A 22,897-nucleotide genomic window follows, 5' to 3' on the forward strand; every position below is an offset into this window, starting at 1 on the left:
GTTTATTTATTTCCTCTTCTTGCAATCAATGGCAAGATTAAGCCAAGCGCTACAAAGACAAGCGGTGTTAAAATATTCAAGGTTAATTGGAAGTACCAATCACTTGTGAAGGCTGGTACATTCGGGAACATCCCCATAATACAAGCAAATGCTGTGAAGATGAAGCACCAAGTACCGATTCCAAAGCCTAATTTTGTATTTTTTACAAATTTATATTCAGATTGGAATTTGTCTGAGAGCTTATTCAGCATCATATAAGCTAGGAATACCCATAGGTAACGCATTGGCATCACAATGGCATTTAATTGTAATAACCAGTTATATAATGAGTTCATATCACCAATTCCGATGACTGGAATGAGGATGATGATGCTGACTAGGATACCTGTTAAAATGTAACCATTTCTTGGGGTACCATTTTTATCTACTTTAGATAGTTTTTCTGGAATATACTCTTTATCTGCATCGCCTAAAAGAACTTTTAGTGGTGCATCAATTGAGAAGGCTAAAGCTGAAATCGATGCCATCATATTGGCAATTGCATATAAGACTAGGAAGACATTTCCTACACCATAGTAGTCACCTAACATTTGGAAGGCATAGTATTGGCCATTCATTTTTAAATCTGCTGGGATATTATTAGAATCAAAAATAATGCCCATTGCAAATGAGCCAAGTAAGGCACAAATTGCAACCATAATTGCTAAGAAAATCATTCCTTTAGGGAATTCTCTTGCTGGATTCTTGGTACTATTAACATAAGGTGAAATCTTTTCTGCGCCACCTACTGCGAAGACAAGCATCGAAATGGTTGTGAAGTAGGTGAAATTAAAGTTTGGAATAAATGAATCGAGTGTAATATTTTGTGTTGCTAATTTAATACCTGTCATTGCGGGTGCTGTTACGGCTAAAATGATGAACAGAATAGACATCACAAACATTGCCATACCTGCAATTGAACCGATCCTCTTTAAGGTTGTTAAGCCTTTTGAGGCAATCCATAAAAAGAATAGGAAAATAGCTAAAATCATTAATTGTACATAAACGATGGGTACACCTTTTAATAAATCACCGTTCCCTTTAATCGCCCAGCCTAGCGCAATTAAGATTCCCTGTGGTTTTTGTGCTAAATAAGGAATGTGTACCACCCAATAAGTCCAAGCAGCAAAGTAAGCTAATTTTTTGGTTGTTGTGGCACGAACCCACGCGCTAACACCGCCCTGGCTTTCTTTAAACGTAGAACCTAGCTGTCCTACAATTAGTGCATATGGAATAAAATAAAGTGCTAAAATCAAGATCCATGATGTGACAACTTGAAGTCCTTGGTTTGCATAGTTGTTAACAACATTTCCAAAGCCCCAAACAGATACGAATGCGATTAAGGCAATATTGTACCATCTGAATTGTTTTAAATTGTTATTCATTCTTAAAAATCCCCTTATAAAAAGTATAGTTTCCCTTATAAACACGTAGACAATCATATAATAATTTTATTTTTTCAGCAATTAAAATGAAAAAAATCTAATCTTCCAAAAACCAGGATACTATTTTATTATCAAACATTATCACTAACAAAAACATAAAAAGCTGAAAGAATATTACTTAAAAAATATACTATCATACTTTTGTTTTTCAGAAAGATTCTGACGATTAGAAAACAAAGAGGGAATAGACTAGATAAATTCTTCTTGCAAATTCATTCCCCTCATTATATGATTTCAACATATTGTTAAATTGGAGGCATACTTATTTGGAAGAAAAAAAATTAACAACTTCATCCTATCTATTGATAGGTTCTATGCTATTTGGCCTATTTTTTGGCGCTGGCAATCTTATTTTCCCTGTTCATGTTGGACAAGAAGCAGGCCTACAATTAACACCTGCGACAATTGGGTTTCTGATTACTGGAATCGGCTTACCTTTTCTAGGGGTCGTGGCAATTGGGATTTCTCGTAGTAATGGTTTATATGATTTAGCAAGTCGTGTTCATCCTGTTTATGGCCTTATTTTTACCATGCTACTTTACTTAACAATTGGTCCATTTTTTGCTTTACCAAGAACTGGAACGGTTTCTTATGAAATTGGGATTGCACCGTTCATTCAGCCTGAGCACCAAACAGTAGCATTGGGTATTTTCACTATTTTATTCTTTGCGACAGCACTTGCCTTTGCCCTAAAGCCTTCTAAGATTTTGGTTTGGGTAGGTAAGATTTTAAATCCTTTATTCTTATTATTTTTGGCATTCTTGATTATTGCAGCCTTTGTGAATCCTATGGGTGAATTATCATCACCTACAGCTAATTATCAGGATGCGCCTTTCATTACTGGTTTTACACAAGGCTATCAAACAATGGATGCACTTGCTTCTCTAGCTTTTGGTATTATTGTGGTTCAAGCAATCAAAGATTTAGGGATTACCAAACCAAAGCAGATTGCAATTGACACCATCAAGTCTGGGATGGTTACCATTATTTTAATGGGGATTATTTACAGTTGTTTAGCCTATATTGGTGCGACAAGTGTTGGGAAATTTCCAATTTCAGCAAATGGTGGCATTGCACTTGCACAAATTGCCGATTATTATTTTGGCTCATTTGGTTCTATCTTGCTTGCTATTATTGTGACACTAGCTTGTTTAAAAACAGCTATTGGTCTCATTACAGCAGGTGGCGAATGCTTTAATCAGCTTTTCCCTAAAATTCATTATCGTTATTTTGCAATCGGTTTTAGTGTCTTTGCAGCCTTTGTAGCAAATTTAGGATTAACAAATATTATTAAATTTTCTGTTCCAGTGCTAACTTTCTTATATCCACTGGCAATTAGTTTGATTCTCCTGGCTTTTCTATCCCCCTTATTTCATCATAGAAGAGTGGTTTATGCCATAACAACAGCTTTTACTTTCTGTGTCAGTATGATTGATGGGATCATTTTGTTGCCCTTTAACTGGAAAGCAATGCCTGTACTGCCACAAATTGTGCAATTTTATCAAAAGTTTCTCCCATTTTATGATATTGGGATGGGCTGGGTACTTCCTGTTTGTTTAGGTCTAGCAATTGGCTGGATGATTAGTTTAGCAACGAAAAAGAAAACACCTGAAATCAGTTCTTGATTTCAGGTGTTTTTTTGATTATTCTCTGTAACTAAGCACATTCAAATGCACTGATAAAAGAATAGAGAAATAAATAGAGATCATCTTTTAGATAGAGGCAATTTTTATTCAAATTGCGCCTGATATAGCTTCGCATAAAAGCCATTTTTTTCTAGTAATGCTTCATGCTTCCCTGTTTCAACAACTCGTCCTTGTTCCATCACTAAGATTAAATCGGCTTCTTTAATGGTTGAAAGGCGGTGCGCTATCACAAAGCTGGTTTTCCCAGTCATCATGCTTAAAAATCCGTCTTGAATGCGTTGTTCTGTTAGGGTATCCACTGAGCTGGTTGCTTCATCTAAAATGAGCATGGGCGCATCTGCAAGCATGGCTCTAGCGATGGTTAAGAGTTGTCTTTGTCCAGCTGATAGGCTCACACCTTTTTCACCAATAATTGTCTCATAACCTTTTGGTAATTTACGGATAAAGGAATCAGCGTAAGCTTCTTTGGCTACATGAACAATTTCTTCTCTAGTTACCCCTGGTTTCCCATAAGCGATATTATCTGCAATTGTTCCTGAATATAACCAAGTATCCTGCAGAACCATACCAAAAGCACGTCGCAATGAGTCTCTTGTATAATCTGTGGATTTTTTCCCATCAATATAAATATGGCCACTATTTAATTCATAAAAACGCATCAGTAAATTGACTAAGGTTGTTTTTCCTGCTCCTGTTTGGCCAACAATAGCAACGGTTTCTCCTGGTGAAACGGTTAGATTAAAATCTTGAATCAATGGTTTATCTGCTTCATAAGCAAAAGCAACCTGCTTAAATACTACTTCTCCACGACAATTCGATAAAGTAATCGCCGTTGGAGAATTGGGCTCTTCTGGCGGGGTACGCATAATGGTTAGGATTCTACTAAGTCCCGCAAAGGCTGTTTGGATTTGTGTCGTGATACCTGAAAGCTCAATAAATGGCTTAGAGAATTGAGCAGAATAGATCACAAAGCTTGAAACAACACCCACTGTGATCTGCCCTGATAAAACGAGTAAGCCACCAATCACGCCAATGAATAGATAGGCAAGATGATCTACAAAGCGAGCAGAGGGATTGGTAATGGATGACGTAAACTGTGCTTTTTGTCCCCATGTATATAAGCGCTGATTTTTTTGATTAAAAGCAGCCAACATCGCTGCCTCATAACCAAAAGCTTTGACAATTTTCTGATTGCCTACCATTTCTGATACATAACCAGAAATCTCTCCTACTACTTTTTGTTGTCCTGTAAAATGTTTTTGTGAAAACTTGGCAACAATAAATGCAATCACAAAAATAATGGGTGTTGTAGTCAAGACAACCATGGTTAAAAGTGGGCTTAAATAAAGCATGTAGCCTAGGGATGCAACCACAATAACGATTCCTGAAAATAAACTATTCATGGTAACATTGATGGCATCAGAAATACTATCTAAATCATTGGTAAAACGGCTAATCAGATCACCTTTTGATTGTCCATCAAAAAATGCTAATGGTAGCTGATTGACTTTTTCAAAAGCATCTATTCGCAAATCTCTAATTGCTTGATAGGAAATCTTATTGGCGAAGTATTGAACCAATAATTGTGTCACAATCACAACTAGATATAAACCAATCATGATGCCTAACACTTTGGTTAACTGCGCAAAATGAACCTGCCCTTCACCAATTATTTGATCAATTCCTCGTCCTGTATAATAAGTACCTAAAACTGCAGCGATACCACCTAAAAGTGCAGCTAATAAAGCGCCAAAAATCTGAATTTTATAAACCAAAAGATAAGCTAATAAGTGTTTAAATTGTTGTTTACTTATTTTTTTATTCATGACTGGTTCCCTCCAATCCAGCTGCTGGAGTCGTTTCATTGACTTGAGATTGATAAATTTCCTGATAGACTGCACAATGTTTGAGCAACCATTCATGCTTGCCATGACCCACTAGCTTTCCATCATCTAATACAAGAATTTGGTCAGCTTGCATAATAGAGCTAATTCTTTGAGAAATAATCACAATTGTTGTGTTTTGTAGCTGTTTTTTTAATGCTGCTCGCACTTGTAAATCAGTACGATAGTCTAGCGCGCTTAGTCCATCATCAATGATTAAAATTTCTGGTTTTTTAAGGACTGCTCTTGCAATGGTTAAGCGTTGTTTTTGCCCACCTGAAAAATTCATACCGCCTTCTTGTACGGGTGCATGAATGGTCTCATCCATTTTTTCAACAAAGCTAAGACTTTGAGAAATAGCCAATGCTTCCATAATTTCAGCATCTGTTGCTTCTTTTTTGGCCATTCTTAAATTATCGGAAATTGTCCCTGCAAATAGCACACTTTTTTGTGGAACAATTCCGATGATTTCACGTAATGCTTCTTGCTGGTATTGCTTCACAGAATGTCCATTGACTAAAACTTCTCCTTCTGTGGCATCATAAAAACGTGGAATCAAATGAGCTAAGGTGCTTTTTCCACTACCTGTTGTGCCAACAATCCCAATTGTTTCTCCTTGATTAAAGGTTAAGTGGATTTTTTCTAAAGCTTTTTCTTCTGCTTGTCCATAGCTAAACGAAACAGTTTTAAATTCCACAACTGGTATTTGTGATGATGCTACTGGAACAGGTAAACTGATTTCAGGGTCTTGAATCCCTTCCTTGATGGCTAATACTTCATTAATTCGTGAAGCTGAAGCTGCTGCACGGGTAAAAATAACCACTAAATTCGCTACCATAATCATGGCTGTGAGCATTTGAATTAAATAATTTACCAAAGCCAAGATTTCCCCTTGTTGAGCCGCTCCACTATTCACGCTAAAACCACCGATATATAAGAGGACAATAATCCCAAAATTCATGACTAGGGTTGTTGCAGGATTCATCAATGCAGATAAATTTGACACTCGAATATAAGCTTTGGCTAAATCATCTGAAGCCTCTGCTACTCTTTTTTTCTCTGTCCTACGTCTAGCAAAAGCACGAATCACACGCACACCACTTATATTTTCGCCAATAACTAAGGCAATTTGATCGACTTTCTTTTGGACATAGCGATACATTGGAATCGTTTTTAGCATGACGAGATATAGAATAAATAAAAATAATGGCAATACAACGGCAAAGATTAGTGATAACTTTGGATTAATATAAATGGACATCACTAAAGCGCCAATACTTAAAAATGGTGCTCTAATGACCATTCTTATCAGCATCGCTAAGGCAACCTGCATTTGATTCACATCATTGGTTACTCGTGTAATTAATGTGGCTGTACCCAATTCATCCAATTCTTCATAGGACAATCCAGCTATTTTTTTCATTAAACGATTACGCAATTCTGTGCCAAAGCCTTGGGAAGCAATTGATGCTGAGTATTGACAAATAAACACGGAAATCACACCAATCACTGACATCAGTAACATCCAGCCACCCATTTGGATAATATAGGCTCGATCGCCTTTATTAATCCCATTATCAATTAAGTTCGCCATCAGTAGGGGTAAAAATAATTCAAAAACCGCTTCGATAAATTTAAAAATCGGACCAATTATCATTTGCAGTCGATATTTTTTTGCATATTTTAATAATTTAAACACATGATTAACCTCTTTTCACGCATCATTTGCTCTTTTATTGTGGCATTATTATACCATATAACAACTTCATTTTTATGCTGGCTAGACAGGATTTGGCTAAACAAAGAAAGTAAGGTAAAATAATGAGCAAAGTAATGAAGAGAAAGCTGGTTTTAAGATGGAAAAAACATTTAGTAAACTCATCCTATTATTCTTTATTTATGCCATTATGGGTTGGCTCTGGGAAACAATTTATTGTTCTCTCAAACAAGGGAAATTTGTTTATCGTGGTTTTCTATTTGGTCCCTACTGTCCAATTTATGGATTTGGCTTGATTGGGGTCGTGTATTTGGTTGCACCTTTCCAAAAGAATCTCTTTCTATTGTTTATTTTTTCAAGCCTGATTGTTTCTATTTTAGAATATTTCACCAGTTATTTTATGGAAAAGCTATTCCATACTACTTGGTGGAGCTATGAGGATGTGCCTTTCAATTTAAATGGACGGATTGCACTGCCTATCTCGATTTTCTGGGGAATTGCCTGTGTCTTTGTGGTCAAAGTCATTCATCCTCTAGCAGATCAATGGGTAAGCTGGTTGAATACACATTTTGGCATTACCCTACCTATTGTTTTGTTGATTCTTTTATTGATTGATACCATCGCCTCTATTATGAGTATGAATGCTTTCCAAAAAATGGTTCATCAATTAAATACGGAATTAGAAACTAAATTAGAGGAAGCAAAGACTGCTGTTACTGATTTCGAAAAAGCATTTGATAAAAAACAACATCTGCTCTCTGCTAAATGGAAAAATAAACGAGAAGCTTGGCTCAAAGAAGTCAAAGAAAACCCGATACTATTTAGTAAATTACCAAAATTCAACTTTAATCAACGTCGTTTTTTAAAGAGCTATACTCAAATGAAAATGAAAGATATTAAAGATTTTAAGGCGTTTAAACAGCATTTATTAAATTTAGATGAAATCAAAAAACAACTGAAAAAATAAGGAGCGTCCCCTCTATGAAAACTTATACAATCATCACTGGATTTGGTTATCTTTATAGAAATCCATCAGAAAACACAATTGCAGGAATGGAATATACAGCCTATCACGCAGAAAATGAACCTTTAACAGCAAAAAGCGGCACAATACTTTTTCTTTCAACTGTTGATACCTTTGAGAACTTAAAAGAAAAGGTCTTAAAAAACAGTATGATTCGTATAATAGGAGAAAAGGATGGCGAAACCATTTTTATTCATCAATTATTAGACGCAGCACCCACTCCCAATCAGGAAGAACAATTATTTTTAGAAAAACAAACATTACCTAGAGATTTCGAAGATGCTATTTTGGGAAATTTTAAAGAAAATAGAGCCTTGAATTATTTTGAAGGAAAAATGCAACATCATGGGGAGGAAATTTCTGTTGCATTACAAAACAAAAAGGAGCTTCCAATCGCCCATCAAATTTATGAACAATTAGACCTATTATTGGCACAAGCACGTTCTTTTGCTGCAGAGGAGTTATGCTATGATGCCAATGAGTGGAATTATAGTGATTGGATTGATGAAGGAAAAGATAAAGCTGATTTTGTTGAATTGACAGAGGAAGCCTTTTGCCAAGATTTGACACCCACTACCTTTTCTATTTGGGAAGAGAAGAACTATCAAATTTGGTTTAATACTGGAGATTTATTTACAGATCATGCGATTTGTGTTTATGCAAATTTGAACGATGGATGTTTATCGGCAAATATTGAGGGGTAAGTCCCCATTTATTAAAAACACTGTAATCGGCTCAAACAGGTGCTAGTTGATACCTATTTAATAAAAAACCAACCAATACGCTTTTTTTGTATTGGTTGGTTTTTTATTGAATTGCTAATATATTTTAGTCTCTTCCATTCACAAGTTTAAAAACTTTATCTCTTTCTCCAGTTAAATAATAAACAATATTTTCTGCTGAAATTTGCTGTAGTTTTTTTAATGCTGTAGCTGAATAAAAAGCTGCATGGGGAGTAATGATGACATTAGGCAACCCAACTAAAGGATGGTGAGCTAAATCAGGTGTCTCATCAGCTAACACATCTAACCCTGCGCCTTTGAGATAATGATTTTTAAGTGCTAAGACTAAATCAGATTCCACCACACTTGCACCACGTCCCATATTAATAAAATAAGGCTTTTGTTGCATTTTTTTAAACTTCTCTAAATTGAAATAGCCTTGATTGCTTTCATTTAAATTGGCATGATTAGTGATAACATCTGCTGTTGAAAAAATAGTTTCTGGATTGACCATCTCTACTCCATAGTCTGCACCCTCTTCTGCTGAAAGATAAGGATCATATGCAATAACCTTCATGCCAAGCGCCTTACTTCTACTCGCAACGGCTTTCCCTATTTTTCCAAGGCCAAAAATACCTAATGTCATCTCTTCTATTCTTTTGTTTGGCGCGACTGCATCATAACGCCAATTATGGTGTAAATCAATGTCTTGAAAATAAGGTTTAAAATTTTTAACTAATGCTAAAATCATTGATATTGTATACTCAGCTACATCAATTGTGGCATATTCACCCACTGGACAAACACCAATTCCACGCTTGTTTGCTGCTGCTAAATCGACATTATCATAACCTGTTGCATTAATAGAAATGACTTTAAGATTTGGTGCATGATCCATTGCCTCTTCATCAATCTTAGTAAACGCTGTTAGAATCGCATCTGCATCTTGAATGACTTGATAAAATTCATTTCTTTTTTCGTCATGATAGGGATAGACAACTACTTCACATTGGCTTAAGCCCTTCTCTAAAATGGCTTTTTCTTCGTCATGAGTTGGCATCATTGAATCTGGATAATCAGAAATCACGATTTTCATTCTGTTCCCTCCTTATAAAATAAATGGTTACTCCCTTTATTTTATAAGGAATAGGAGTGAAAAGGAATTGTACACATATACGTTTTAAAGCCGGTTTTATTGTGCTTTAACACAGAAAAAAAGTAGATTAGGAAAAATACTTTCTCATCTACTTTTTTATGATTTCATTAAATTGTGGTTGGGACAAAACTCAAAATTTTTATCCCAACCACGTCTATTGCTTCTATAAACGGTGGCCAAAAGGCAGGTTCTTCGGAAATTTCACAAAATCCAACCAATACAAAAAGCGTATTGTTCGTCTTTTGCTCCAATTTCTCAAACCTTAACGCCTTTTGTCTCAGCCTCCCTTCTTTAAGGTAAATTTTTCTCTATTTCAAACGTTGACGCACTACAATTAAAGAATCCGACACGATGTTTGTGTGCTAATTTTTTAACAAGCGAATAAGCTTCATCTGCTTCACTCCATGCAAATGCACTATAAATCATATCTGTTCCTATTGAATAACTTGTCAGCTTATCTTCTAAATCCGGTTGCTCATCTAACAATTCATCGCTCGGGCTTAATGGGCCATCTAAAGGCGGATAAGATTGAATCAATTCTTCAAAAAAAGCGATCATTCGTTTATTAGATAGATTTGCCACTACATTATAATCAAGTCCTGCATCCCATTTCGTAAATGCCTCATACCATTCCATAAATTCCTCTTCATTGCTAAACTCTTTTTCATTGTCAAAAAGCACTAAATCAAAGCTCATCTCTTAATCCCTGCCTTTCTCTGGTTGTTCATTATTTTTTCTTCGCAATATGCACTTTTAATTGTTTCCCTTTAATGGTTCGACCCTTCATTGCTTGTAAGACAATCTGACCTTTGCCATTTAAGATATCGACATAGCTGACATTCTCTTGAATAGTAATAATCCCAATATCCTCAGCATTTATTCCAGCAATATTGGATAGCGTACCAACAAAATCTACTGCTCTGATTTTCTTTTTCTTTCCACCATTAAAATAAAGCTTGGTAATTTCTTCATTCAAGCGTTTATTTTTTTGTGGCTTTTGCTTGGGTTTGGTCGCAATTTTTTTCTCAAAAGCTGGTTTACTACGACTCACTAGTTTGGCATTTGGTAGCGCAATACGAGTCATAGCTAATTCACCATAAGCTTCAATTTCTTTTCTTAGCGCGTCCTCTTTAGCTGTCACAAAAGTTAAAGCGAAACCTTCTCGACCAGCACGGCCAGTTCGTCCGACACGGTGAATATAATTTTCTTTTTCAAAAGGCACATCGACATTAATCACATGGGTAATATTTTCAATATCAATCCCTCTAGCTGCCACATCAGTTGCAACCAAATAACGAAACTTCCCTTTTCTAAAGTCATCCATAACATCAAAACGATCTTCCTGCACCATACCACCATGCAATTTATCAGCAGGATACCCTTTCTTCGCTAAAAACTGATAGGTATCATTGACTTTCCCTTGTGTATTACAAAAGATAATACAAGTATCAGGATTTTCCACAATGGTTACCGCTTCTAAAGCTGCTAACTTCTCTTCTTCTGTCACTTCTAAATAAGCATGCTGAATTTTAGGTGTTGTTTTCTCTGTTGCTTCAATTTTGACTACAGTAGGATCTTTCAGGTAAAACTCACTCATGCGTTCAATGGTTTCTGGTATCGTCGCTGAAAATAATAAGGTTGTTTTCGCTTCTGGCAAGGCTTCAATAATGGCTTCTACTTGATCTATAAAGCCCATATTTAACATTTCATCTGCTTCATCAATCACTAAATACTCCAGCTTTTCTAGTGGGAAGGTTCCTTTTTCAATATGATCTAACACACGTCCTGGCGTACCAACTACCATATGACTTTTTTGTTTTAGCTCGGATTTCTGCTTGATAAAGGAAGATTTTCCATACACTGCAGTGGCTTTCACTCTTTTATAACGACCGATGTTAATTAAATCTTCTTGTACTTGCTGCGCTAACTCTCTGGTTGGCTCTAACACAAGAACTTGTGGCTTATTTTCAGCCCATTCAACTTTTTCACAGAGCGGAATCCCAAAGCTCGCTGTTTTTCCACTTCCTGTTTGAGATTGTACCAAAACATCTTGTCCATTTAAAACAGCTGGAATCACTGCTTGTTGGACTGCGGTTGGTGTTTGATAGCCTAAATCTGAAATGGCTCTTACAATCACATCACTTAATTCATACGTGTTAAAATTATTTTTATCCATTATTGCCTCATTCTTTTATTTATTAGGTTAAATCTTTTTCGACTACCGTTACCATCATTTTTTTAGCTATGATAAAGCCATCTAAATTGAAAGAGGAGTCGATACTATAGTACTGATAATCTTTAGTATATGGTTCTAAAAACATCGCTTCATGCCACTTTACAATTGATCCATCTATTTCCCACTCGGGATGATCCTCTTCAAATTCTGAAAAAGGATAAGACTCAATATCAAACAATACATTTTGTAACCCAAAGTCTTCTAACTGATGACATAATACAGCGTCAAATAAGATATCAATCTTATCATAGGTTTTTCCATCATTCAACCTAGAGTATGAGCGTGTGCGTAAACAAATACTTTGATTTTCTAAATCCATCACACATTGATATATTAAGTTATCATGTACATTTTGCAACAATTTTTCCTCCTTGTAGCATCTTTTATCGTTTACCTATTCATTATCCAAGAAAAATAGCGGAATTGCAAGAATTCAAAATTTCACTAGCAAAAATAGGCCTATTCTATGTTAAAATAAACAGCGACTGATTTTAAAAGGGGGTTTTTCAATGAAACGGATACTCATTCTCCACACAGGTGGAACAATTGCAATGAGCGAAGATAAAGAAACGGGGAAAGTCATGCCAAATGCAACCAATCCTTTGCTCGCCTTTTCTGCTATGTTTAAAGACAATGTTGATTTAATTGTAGAAGATATTTTTCAAATTCCTTCTCCACATATTACAGCTAAAGATATGCTGTTACTAAAGGAACGGATTGAACAAGGCGTAAAAATGGAGCAAATTGATGGTGTTGTCATTACACATGGCACAGATACACTTGAAGAAACAGCTTATTTTTTAGATATTACAACAGATGTATCTATTCCAATTGTACTCACAGGAGCAATGCGCTCTAGTAATGAGATTGGTGCAGATGGTTTATATAATTTTCAAAGTGCAATTCATGTGGCTGCAAGTGATGTTGCAAAGGATAAAGGGGTATTGGTTGTGATGAATGATGAAATTCATACCGCGCGTTATGTGACTAAAACGCATACAACCAATGTTGCAACATTTAGAACACCTACTTTTGGCCCAATCGGCATTATTGCTAAAAACAAAGTGCTTTTTTTCCAAGAACTCATTACCTTGGAAAAGCATCCGATGACAGCTATTTTGCATGATGTGCAATTGGTCAAGGCTTATGCTGGAATGGATAGCACCATCTTTCATGCCTTAGCTGAAACAAAGATGGATGGGCTGGTGATTGAAGCTTTAGGTGCTGGAAATCTACCACCTGCGACGTTACCAGGCATTCAGAATTTGATTGCTAAAAAGATTCCGATTGTCTTAGTTTCAAGATGTTTTAATGGGATTGCACAAGATGCTTATGACTATGAAGGCGGCGGTAAGCAGCTTCAGGAAATGGGTGTTATTTTTACCAATGGTTTAAATGGACAGAAGGCACGAATTAAATTACTTGTTGCACTTTCGCAAACCACTGATTTAACCATCATTAAACAATTTTTTGCGGATTAAAGCCGAATAAAAAGCACGCTTTATTGATTCTAAACTTAGAATTCAGTAAAGTGTGCTTTTATTTCAGACTAGAATTTTTTACCATAGACATCACGAATGACACTTCTTAAATCATTAAATGTTGGTTGAATGCCAATCATATGCTCAATTTTTTTCGTGCTTTTTTCAATCACAGCTTCTGAAAAATCTAATTCTTGATGAACCTGTTCAACCAATTTTCGACCTTTCTCTTTTAGCTCTACTACCGTAATCCGTTTATCATGTTCATTTTTTTCTAAAAAAAGTAGCTCTTTCTGTGCCATTCTACGACAAAGATTCATTGCTGTTGAAATATGCATAAATCCTTGTGCTGCAATTTCAGAAATCGTTAAATGATTTTCTTCAAATAAAACGACTAAAATCATATATTCATTAATTGTTAAATCAAAATCTTTCAACTGCTGATGCCAATCTTGTTCCACAGAAAACCAAAAAGCTTTGGCTATGCGGAAAATATTTTGTTGTTTTTGAAATAATGCTAATTTTGTCATCGATTCTTCGTTTGTCGCCATTCTTTTCCCCCATTTTTTAGACTAATAGCAATATATTTCTTTTGAATCATGACATCTCATACCTCATTGAATATGATCATGTACTTTCTTCTAAAGCTAATATATGTAAGTTCTCTTAAGCTTGCTATTATGAATAGGAAAATAATGAATGACTGATTCTATTATAGGAAAACAAAATGAAAATTCAGTGAAAACAATCCAATAAAAGTATAAAAATCGCTTTTTATTTTTTGACTGCTTTTCCAATCTCTTCACCTGCTGATACTGTGCCTGGTGCATTTACTTCAAAGCTTGCGACTTCATCACCATTGGTTAAAATCAGCATAATGGTATGGTCCTTCTCTTCTTTTGCTAAAAGTTCTAAATCCATTTTAGCAAGAGCATCCCCTGCTTTAACTTTTTGATTTTCTTCTACAAAAATTTCAAATGGTGCCCCTTTTAGAGCAACCGTTTCAACACCCATGTGCACCAATAATTCTAAACCATTTTCTAGTAATAAACCAATTGCATGTTTGGTTGGAAAAATACTGGTCACTGTACCATCGGCTGGCATCACAATATTTCCATCAGCTGGAATCACTGCATAACCGTCTCCCATCACTTTTTGTGCAAAAACTGGATCTGATACTGTTTCAAGTAATACCAACTCTCCATTTGCTGGTGATGCTAAAGTTGCTTCTTTCTTTTTCTTACCAAATAGTGAAAACATTTCAATCACCTGTCCATTCATTCTTAAATTTTTATCTATACATCTTTTAACAACAATGTATTTATTACTTTTTTGATACCGCTATCAATTGTTTATTTTCCTTATTATAAACCAATGCTAACTACTTTACCACTCTTATTAAGATTTCATTAATGGTTAAATTAGTATTTATTTCTTTTTGAATCAATGGCAAACAACTATTTCCATCAAACAATTTCAGAAGCGCGTCAGTTTTATAAAACCAGATAAAAGCATTGACTACACATGCTTTTTTTATTATAATTCAATAGAACGTTCATAGAGCAAAGATATCTGATTATCCTTTTCTATAAACAGAATTACTATAAAAGACACTTAAAAATAAGATTCATAAGAAAAAATAAACAGACTCTCCTCTATTTATCTATGAGGAAGAAATAGCACTAATAAATAACAAAATATCTCATTCTATTCTTATATTAAGGTAAAATCTTCTATCCATGCGAACAGCTCAGAGAGACCTTTTTATAGGAAAATAAAATTAAAGAGGTGATCTATTTGTATTGGTTAATCACAGTTCTCTACATAATAAGTATGATATTGATTGCACTAGTCATCAGCTTATCAGGTGGAAAAAAGGAAAAAAGAAAACAACAGATGAAAAATGAATCAAAGGTTACATATAAAAGGACAATTTGGCATAAAATCACATTAATAGGCTGTCTATTTAGCTTCTTCTTAGTTGCATCCTATCACTTTATGTCTTTAAAAACCGTACTAGAATGGACGATTCCAGCAATTATTATTTCTTTCTCCTGGAACCTGTTTTTAACAATTTCCTCCTATTTTAATCCAGTTTATGTTAAACCTGAACAAAAAGATCTTGCTCAATTTCGGACAGCCATTGTTATACCTGTTTTTAATGAAGACAAGACAATCTTTAAACAAGTTTTAGCAAGCCTCTCTACACAGACTTGTTTACCAGATTACATATACATTGTCGAAGACGGCTCTTTACCTGAAAATAAATGTGAAGACCTTTTTAACGAATGGAAGAAAGATTATGCGGGACAGGCAAGCTATGTTTATAAAGCGAACGCTGGTAAAAGAGAAGCGCAAGCTGTTGCCTTTAGAGAATTAGAAGGTAAGGTTGATATCTTTATTACGATTGATAGTGACACCATTTTAAATGAGGATGCAGTGGCAGAAGGACTCTATCCATTCTTTGATGAGCAAATCATGTCTGTTGGTGGCGCCTTAATGGACTACAACAATAAAGATAATTTCCTAACTCGTAGTGTCGGTGTTTCATTTGTATCTGCCTTTTCTAATGGCCGCTCAGCTTATTCTCGATGGAAAGCAGTGGGGGTAAACCATGGTTGTTTAGCCTTTTATCGTAGCGAAGTTGTCTACAATTATTTAGAGCATTATCTTTCTCAAATTGTCTTTAATCAACGAGCAAAATTTGGAGATGACCGGATGCTCACTCAGTATGCCTCTTTAATGGGGAGTACTGTTTATCAAGAGACTTCAATTGGTTATACCTTAAACCCAACGAAACTAAGTCATTTACTAAGACAGCGTAGTAGATGGTGGAGAAGCTTTTGGTGGGGCGGTGTCTGGTTTCTTAAACATCAAAGTCCAAGGAAAATGGCATGGTGGATTCAATTAAGCCACTATATCTCTACTGGGGCCTACACCCCAATTTTCGTTGCTATTTACATCTATTATCCAATCCTGCAAATGGAATTCCCAATTGTGATTTATCTTTATGTGATTGCATTGAGCTATATTAGAAATTTAAGAACGCTGACTTTTGATCGAAACGATATGAGTAAAAAAAGGCAAATTCTGTCTTATCTTATTTTCTCGCCTTTCTCCACTTTATTAAACTTATTAATTTGCCAAATATTGCAGATTTATGGACTACTGACAGTATGGAAAGTAGCCAATTGGGGCACTAGAAAAAACGTAGAAGTCAGCATTGCGCCTACTCAATCAAAAAGAATATCAGAAAATGTATTCAGCTTTAAGCATCCTGATTAATGATGATGAGATGTAAATGAATTTAGTATAAGGTAGGAATGACAATGAAAAAATTTTCCATATTTGGGCTTGGTTATGTAGGCCTAGCGAACGCTTTACTTCTTGGGCAAAACCAGGAAGTAAAAGCGTATGATATTATTGAAGACAAAATCAATCAGTTAAATAAAGGAATCTCTCCATTAGAAGACAAGGAAATTTCACAATTTCTAAAGGAAAAAGCAAACCAGGTGCAGTTTACAACAGACTTTGAAGAAACTGTTTTGTTTGGTGACTATCTGATTATTGCAACACCAACTGATTATGATGAGCAAAAGAAATATTTTGATACGACCACTATTGAACAAGTCATTCAGCAAGCCCTTGAGATTCGTCCAAATGCTATTTTTGTGATTAAATCCACTGTGCCTACTGGCTATACTGAAGCGCTGAAGAAAAAGCTACAAACGGAGAACATTATTTTCTGTCCTGAATTTTTACGTGAAGGACGAGCATTGTATGACAATTTATATCCTTCTAGAATTATTGTTGGAGAACGCTCTGAGCGTGGTCAAGAATTAGCTAATATTTTCCTTGCAAACACTGCTGAGCAAAATGCGGCTATTTTACTAACTGATGCAACTGAAGCTGAAGCAATCAAGTTATTTTCGAATACATACTTAGCTTTGCGTGTTGCTTACTTTAATGAACTCGACACTTATGCAGAGACCCAGGGCTTAAATAGCCAACAAATCATTGAAGGTGTCGGCTTAGACCCACGAATTGGTTCACACTATAATAACCCTTCATTTGGGTATGGTGGCTATTGCTTACCAAAAGATACCAAACAATTACGAGCAGATTATGAAGAGGTACCAAATAATATTATTGATGCGATTGTGGAGGCAAACACTACTCGTAAAGATTTTATTGCCCAACAAATTATTGATAAAAAACCAAAAGTTGTTGGTTTTTATCACTTAACTATGAAAACTGATTCTGATAATTTTAGGTATTCTTCGGTTTTAGATATTATGAAAAAAATTCAAGCTAAAAACATCGAGGTCATTATCTTTGAACCAACACTAGCAGAAGAGACATTCCAACAAGCCAGCATCATAATGGATCTTGATGTATTTAAAGAAAAATCAGATTTGATTATTGCCAATCGCTATAAAGAAGAATTGACTGATGTGAAAAGCAAGGTTTATACAAGAGATATTTTTAAAAGAGACTAATCATTGTCTGACAACGAAAAAAAATTGATACTCATTATTTAGTATCAATTTTTTCTTGTTCACCATATTTTTTTTGATAATGAATCACAGCACCAATTAAATTGGCATCATTCTTGAAACGACAGCTTTTTATAATAGGTAATTCATCTTTATTGGTTTCATTAGGAGAAAACAAATCCTGTAGCCAGCTCATAATCTGGTGATCTTTTTCCAAAACTCGCTTCATGCCATCATTGATTCCCTGAATATAATCAGGATTATTACTGGCTCCGCCACCTACACCAATAAATTCTGGATGGAAAGCACTTTGTAAGTGCAGAGCGATTTGTGCAATGTTTTCATATAATAAATCAACTTCTTTTTGTGCTACTTCATCCCCATTTTTAGCCATTTCAAAGACATCTTTCCCTTCAATTTCTGAAGGCATTTTAAACTTTTTCAACGAAACTCTACGCCCCATAAAAACAGCTGATGCGCCAATTGACCGGAATCTCGCAACAGCTTCTGCAATGGTTTTATCCATTTCATCTAATTTAAAGCCTTGATTATGCGTTAATTTTCCATCTTCAATAATTGCTAAACCAACACCTGTACCAATAATCATAAAGATAGGATTCTTTGCTCCCTGACCAACACCATAAGTCATCTCTGCTAAACCAGCGCAATTGGCATCATTTTCCATTGCTAGCTTTAAATTCAGTGTATCCTTCAAAGCTTCTTTAATTGGTGGTGAAGTATGCAAAAATGGCACTGTACTTGTACCATTTAATGTATTTGTCTCTGTATCAACATCCCCTGTGGTACTAATAGCTAATCCTTCTAGCTCATATGTCTTTTCAAAATTTGTTTTAATGGCTGCTAATTGCTCTAAAAACGGTTTCCGAGTTAAAGGTGTTGGAAATTGATCCTTCTCTTTTAATTCACCATCAGCCCAAACCCCATATTTAATCGCAGAACCACCAATATCTATTGTAAAAATTGCCATGATATTCCCCCGCTTTCAGTCCTTTTTTATTATCATAACATATTTTCAAATAGAACACTTCATTCCCTCACCTTGCTTTATCAGACGCACTAAAAAAGAGCCCAAACAGGCTCTTTACTTTTGCTTCCATTCAATTGTCAGTTCACAGGCTGTATGCTCCCCATTTTTAATTTGATGAATGGTTTTGATTGTACCCTCTTCATTGACAACAGATGACACTTTGCTTTCAACAATTTGCCCATATTCAACTTCTTTATCATACTTTACATTGCAATAAATCATATCATGGCTGTTTAAGAAATCAAAATCTAAGACATCTAATGCCCAATCTAAATATTTAGAGTTATTCACATGCTGGTTTGCATCAATATCTAAATAACGAACTTGAAATTTCTTTTCTGTTACCAACTCAGTTAGTTTTTCAGGCTTAGTCATCCGAACCATTTTATTTTCTTTTAAAATGCCAAATGGTGCAACAATTTCTTCCTTGATTGGCACCATCTTTCGTGCATGTAAATCCATTAAAACAAATGAACTAGCTACTGTAAATAAACGATTTCCTGCCAGATCAAAGCCTTCGAAATTGCGATAACTGAAATATTTATTATAGCTTAACGGTGTTGTTTGTATGGTAATTTCTTCATTTACTTGTGGGATTCTATCAAAATGAATTTCATACTGAATCACAACCCATGCAACGCCTAGCTGATGCGTAAAATCTTCCCCCACTCCTAATTCTGTGCATTGACTTCCTGAAACATTTAATAAAATATTTAATAGCATTGGTGCACTTAAATGTCCAGTCGTATCACATTCATAATAGTTAATCACACAATTTTCTTGAAACATTACTCCAGACATTATACTGGCACTTCCTTTCTTACCTTTTCCATACTTATAGGTTATCATATTTTTCCAATTAATCACTATTTTTTATTAAAAACAAACAAAATAACAACAGAAAAACCTCCGAAAAAGTTTACTTTTCGAAGGTTTCTATTGGATTTCTAATCCTTTTTCATCTGTTTACTGCGTAATTGTCCACAAGCGGCATCAATATCGCTACCTTGTTCTTTTCTAATCACACTATTAATTCCTTTTTTCTTTAATGTATCATGAAAAGCCTGTACATCCGCTTTTTTACTACGACTATACTGATCATGCTCAGAAACTGAATTATAAGGAATTAAATTGACATAAGCCAAATGGCGTTTATTAGCCAGTAAAGCAGCTAATTCAAGTGCTTGCTCTTTCTGGTCATTCACACCGCGCAACATAATATATTCAAATGTAATCCGACGATTGGTTTTCTCAAGGTAATAATCAACTGCTTCCATTAATTTTTCAATCGGGAAGCTACGATTAATCCGCATGATACTTGTACGAATCTCATTATTAGGTGCATGCAGCGAAATAGCTAGATTGACTTGTAAGCCATTTTCAGCAAATTCCTTGATTTTCGGTGCCAATCCACTTGTTGAAACCGTGATATGACGTGCACCAATCGCAAGACCTTTTGCATGATTCACAATTTTAAGGAAAGACATCACATGATCATAGTTATCAAAAGGCTCTCCAATCCCCATCACAACAATATGGCTAACACGATCACCTTCATCTTTTTCATCTAGATAATGCTGTACTTGCATAATTTGAGAAACAATTTCTCCAGCTGATAAATCTCTTTGTTTTTTCAATAGGCCACTTGCGCAGAATGTACAACCAATATTACAACCAACTTGTGTGGTCACACAAACGGATAGACCATACTCATGACGCATCAAAACCGTTTCAATTAAGTTACCATCATACAATTCAAATAAATACTTAATCGTGCCATCAGCTGATTCCTGAACAATTTTCTGTTCCAAGGGCTGTAAAACAAAATTTTCTTCTAATAAAGCGATACAATCTTTGGCAATATTCGACATTTCAGAAAAAGCATGAATTCTTTTGACATACAACCAATCCCAGACCTGTGTTGCACGAAATTTTTTCTGTCCATTCGCTAAAAACCATTCAGTTAAAGCATCATTTGTTAATCCATAAATGGAGGGCTTGTTCATATTCATGAACCTCTTTTCATTATTCATTTCAGTTTCTTTATCATACCTATATTTAGTACAAGGCGCAACCTTTTGTGACAAAAAAACTATTTTTTAATATACAATAAGCGCAAGCCATTCAAAATAACCAAAATGGTGCTTCCTTCATGACCTACAACTCCTAATGGGAGATTCACAAATTGAAAAAGGTTGGCTGTGATTAAACAAATAATGACAGCAATAGCAAAGATAATATTTTGCCAAACAACACGATGTAACCGTTGTGACAAATCATAAGCTGTTACGACTTTTGCTAAATCACTTTTAATCAGGACAATATCTGCAGCCTCCATGGCAATATCTGTTCCTTGTCCCATTGCAATCCCTACTGTTGCATTCGCAAGTGCTGGAGCATCATTAATGCCGTCTCCAACCATTGCAACCTGTCCATATTCTTTTTCTAAAGCTACAACTGCATCCACTTTATTTTCTGGTAAGCAATCAGCAATCACTCTTTTCAAGCCTAATTCTTTTCCGATAACCTGAGCAGTTGTTTCATGATCTCCAGTGACCATAATCGTCGCTATCCTTCTTTGATTTAATGCAGCAATCATATTTTTTGCCTCTTCACGCACGATATCCTTTAAGGCTAAAATCCCTACAATCTTCCCATCACAACCAATATAAACCATTGTCTTCCCTTCGTTTGAAAAGCCTTCTGCTTCATCGTAGTAGAACTGCTGTACCGCCTGCTCTTCAAACCATGCGGCTTTCCCAATTTTCCAATTACTTCCAAGATAAGTTGCTTCGACACCCCAACCTGGAACATCTTGAATGACAGCCTCTTCTTGGCTTAAATCCCTTACAGGAAAATGATTGACAATGGCTTTTGCTAAAGGATGAACAGATTGACCTTCAATGGACACAATCGCTTGAATCAATTCCTCTTTTGCTAGCCCATCAGAAATTAGAAAATCTGTTACTTTAGGCTGCCCTTGTGTTAATGTCCCTGTTTTATCAAAAGCGATTCCTTTAATGCCATATAAATTTTCTAAATGAAGACCACCTTTAAATAAAATACCATTTTTAGCACCAAATGAAATGGCTGCTAATGTAGCAGGTGTCACCGCGGCTACCAAAGCACATGGTGATGCGACAATCAATAAGACCATTGCGCGATAAAAAGTTTCATTCCAATCCCACCCCAATAAAAAATGAGGGAGAAACATCATAAATGCAACAAAAATCAGCACACATTTTACATAAGTATTTTCAAATTTAGAAATTAAAGTAGCTGTTTTAGATGGTAAGCTCTGTGCTTGCTCAACTAAACGTACGATATTGCTAAATAAGGTTTGGTCACTTGTATGACTGACAGCCATTGTAACGCCACTACTTAAATTGATCGTTCCGCCATAAATTTGATCTCCCACTGTTTTTTCAAGGGGTATCGGCTCACCACTAATTGCAGCTTCATCAATTGTTGTATTCCCAATTGAAATGACACCATCAATGGGTACCTTTTCTCCTGGTCTGACTAATAGTAAATCTCCCACATTTAAACTTTCAACGCTGACTTCTTTTGTGCCACCATCTGCTAATTTCAGTAAAGCTGTTTCAGGCTGTAGTGCCATTAATTTAGAAATCTCATTTTTACTTTTATCCGTTGTATATTCTTCTAATGCACCACTTAAAGAAAAAATAAAAATCAAAACAGCACCTTCAAACCAATAACCAATGATTGAAGCCCCAATTCCTGATAGAATCATCAATAATTCCACATTTAACTTTTTATGTTCTATCGTGTCTAAAATACCTTCCTTTGCTTGATTAAATCCACCAATGATAAAGGCTATCACAAAAACAATTGCTGAGAATCCTTCATACTGATGTACTCCCAATTGCCAACCAATGAGAATCAATAAACCACAGATAATCGTTGGTATGAAAGCTTTCATTTTTTTAATATTCATCTTACCCCTCCTAAATGAGAATCGTTATCATGACCCTAAACGCACG

19 protein-coding genes are annotated in these 22,897 nt (G+C 35.3%); 6 read left to right on the plus strand and 13 right to left on the minus strand.

Annotated elements, in window-relative coordinates; translation table 11 throughout:
• Window positions 1-2 precede the first annotated feature (2 nt).
• Window positions 3-1,424 carry an amino acid permease gene (locus BMW29_RS09535; protein ID WP_092652799.1) on the minus strand — a complete coding sequence of 474 codons (1,422 nt, stop codon included), beginning with the start codon at window positions 1,422-1,424 and terminating at the stop codon, window positions 3-5.
• A 326-nt stretch (window positions 1,425-1,750) separates the two neighbouring features.
• Between BMW29_RS09535 and brnQ the strand changes: the two genes are divergently transcribed.
• On the plus strand, window positions 1,751-3,109 hold the full coding sequence (brnQ, locus tag BMW29_RS09540; protein ID WP_281241522.1) for a branched-chain amino acid transport system II carrier protein: 1,359 nt from the start codon (window positions 1,751-1,753) through the stop codon (window positions 3,107-3,109).
• 104 nt (window positions 3,110-3,213) lie between these two features.
• On the opposite strand, the gene BMW29_RS09545 is transcribed toward brnQ, so the two are convergent.
• Window positions 3,214-4,956, minus strand: a complete 1,743-nt coding sequence (locus BMW29_RS09545; protein ID WP_092652801.1) for an ABC transporter ATP-binding protein — start codon at window positions 4,954-4,956, stop codon at window positions 3,214-3,216.
• The gene (locus tag BMW29_RS09550) at window positions 4,949-6,712 is read right to left on the minus strand and encodes an ABC transporter ATP-binding protein (RefSeq protein WP_092652803.1); all 1,764 of its coding nucleotides are present in this window, start codon (window positions 6,710-6,712) and stop codon (window positions 4,949-4,951) included. Before BMW29_RS09550 ends, BMW29_RS09545 begins: the two co-directional genes overlap by 8 nt.
• Window positions 6,713-6,869: 157 nt before the next feature.
• Here BMW29_RS09550 and BMW29_RS09555 point away from each other — a divergent pair, with 157 nt between their 5' ends.
• Window positions 6,870-7,697, plus strand: coding sequence for a putative ABC transporter permease (locus BMW29_RS09555; RefSeq protein ID WP_092652805.1), 828 nt, complete (start codon window positions 6,870-6,872; stop codon window positions 7,695-7,697).
• Window positions 7,698-7,711: 14 nt separating this feature from the next.
• A complete protein-coding gene (locus BMW29_RS09560) occupies window positions 7,712-8,458 on the plus strand; it encodes a DUF2262 domain-containing protein (RefSeq protein ID WP_092652807.1) in 747 nt (248 codons plus the stop codon).
• Window positions 8,459-8,582: 124 nt separating this feature from the next.
• Here BMW29_RS09560 and BMW29_RS09565 read toward each other — a convergent pair whose 3' ends face one another.
• The 4 genes from BMW29_RS09565 to BMW29_RS09580 form a co-directional block, all read right to left on the minus strand.
• On the minus strand, window positions 8,583-9,572 hold the full coding sequence (locus BMW29_RS09565) for an NAD(P)-dependent oxidoreductase (RefSeq protein ID WP_092652809.1): 990 nt from the start codon (window positions 9,570-9,572) through the stop codon (window positions 8,583-8,585).
• Window positions 9,573-9,923: 351 nt separating this feature from the next.
• On the minus strand, window positions 9,924-10,328 hold the full coding sequence (locus tag BMW29_RS09570; protein ID WP_092652811.1) for a hypothetical protein: 405 nt from the start codon (window positions 10,326-10,328) through the stop codon (window positions 9,924-9,926).
• Between the two features lie 31 nt (window positions 10,329-10,359).
• The gene (locus tag BMW29_RS09575) at window positions 10,360-11,808 is read right to left on the minus strand and encodes a DEAD/DEAH box helicase (protein WP_092652813.1); all 1,449 of its coding nucleotides are present in this window, start codon (window positions 11,806-11,808) and stop codon (window positions 10,360-10,362) included.
• Window positions 11,809-11,830: 22 nt separating this feature from the next.
• Complete coding sequence (locus tag BMW29_RS09580; protein WP_092652815.1) at window positions 11,831-12,226, minus strand: hypothetical protein; 396 nt, start codon at window positions 12,224-12,226, stop codon at window positions 11,831-11,833.
• Between the two features lie 151 nt (window positions 12,227-12,377).
• Between BMW29_RS09580 and BMW29_RS09585 the strand changes: the two genes are divergently transcribed.
• Window positions 12,378-13,349 carry an asparaginase gene (locus BMW29_RS09585; RefSeq protein WP_092652817.1) on the plus strand — a complete coding sequence of 324 codons (972 nt, stop codon included), beginning with the start codon at window positions 12,378-12,380 and terminating at the stop codon, window positions 13,347-13,349.
• 68 nt (window positions 13,350-13,417) lie between these two features.
• On the opposite strand, the gene BMW29_RS09590 is transcribed toward BMW29_RS09585, so the two are convergent.
• The gene (locus tag BMW29_RS09590; protein ID WP_092652819.1) at window positions 13,418-13,900 is read right to left on the minus strand and encodes a transcriptional regulator, SarA/Rot family; all 483 of its coding nucleotides are present in this window, start codon (window positions 13,898-13,900) and stop codon (window positions 13,418-13,420) included.
• A 223-nt stretch (window positions 13,901-14,123) separates the two neighbouring features.
• Window positions 14,124-14,609 carry a PTS sugar transporter subunit IIA gene (locus tag BMW29_RS09595; RefSeq protein ID WP_092652821.1) on the minus strand — a complete coding sequence of 162 codons (486 nt, stop codon included), beginning with the start codon at window positions 14,607-14,609 and terminating at the stop codon, window positions 14,124-14,126.
• Between the two features lie 537 nt (window positions 14,610-15,146).
• On the opposite strand from BMW29_RS09595, the gene BMW29_RS09600 reads away from it, so the two are divergent.
• Both BMW29_RS09600 and BMW29_RS09605 read left to right on the plus strand, forming a co-directional pair.
• Window positions 15,147-16,634, plus strand: a complete 1,488-nt coding sequence (locus tag BMW29_RS09600) for a glycosyltransferase (RefSeq protein WP_092652823.1) — start codon at window positions 15,147-15,149, stop codon at window positions 16,632-16,634.
• A 44-nt stretch (window positions 16,635-16,678) separates the two neighbouring features.
• Window positions 16,679-17,848 (plus strand): nucleotide sugar dehydrogenase, encoded by a 1,170-nt coding sequence (locus BMW29_RS09605; RefSeq protein ID WP_092652825.1) that lies wholly within the window; start codon window positions 16,679-16,681, stop codon window positions 17,846-17,848.
• A 34-nt stretch (window positions 17,849-17,882) separates the two neighbouring features.
• On the opposite strand, the gene BMW29_RS09610 is transcribed toward BMW29_RS09605, so the two are convergent.
• From BMW29_RS09610 to BMW29_RS09625, 4 genes are all read right to left on the minus strand, one after another.
• Window positions 17,883-18,833, minus strand: a complete 951-nt coding sequence (locus tag BMW29_RS09610; protein ID WP_092652827.1) for an ROK family protein — start codon at window positions 18,831-18,833, stop codon at window positions 17,883-17,885.
• Between the two features lie 114 nt (window positions 18,834-18,947).
• Window positions 18,948-19,694: an acyl-[acyl-carrier-protein] thioesterase gene (locus tag BMW29_RS09615; RefSeq protein ID WP_177165738.1), complete on the minus strand. Its 747-nt coding sequence runs from the start codon at window positions 19,692-19,694 to the stop codon at window positions 18,948-18,950.
• A gap of 146 nt (window positions 19,695-19,840) precedes the next feature.
• Window positions 19,841-20,899: a dual-specificity RNA methyltransferase RlmN gene (gene rlmN / locus BMW29_RS09620; protein ID WP_092652831.1), complete on the minus strand. Its 1,059-nt coding sequence runs from the start codon at window positions 20,897-20,899 to the stop codon at window positions 19,841-19,843.
• An 86-nt stretch (window positions 20,900-20,985) separates the two neighbouring features.
• Entirely contained in the window at window positions 20,986-22,851 is a 1,866-nt protein-coding gene (locus BMW29_RS09625) for a heavy metal translocating P-type ATPase (protein ID WP_092652833.1), read from the minus strand.
• Window positions 22,852-22,897: the final 46 nt, after the last annotated feature.

It is taken from the genome of Isobaculum melis (genome assembly GCF_900111355.1).
Taxonomy (GTDB): domain Bacteria; phylum Bacillota; class Bacilli; order Lactobacillales; family Carnobacteriaceae; genus Isobaculum; species Isobaculum melis.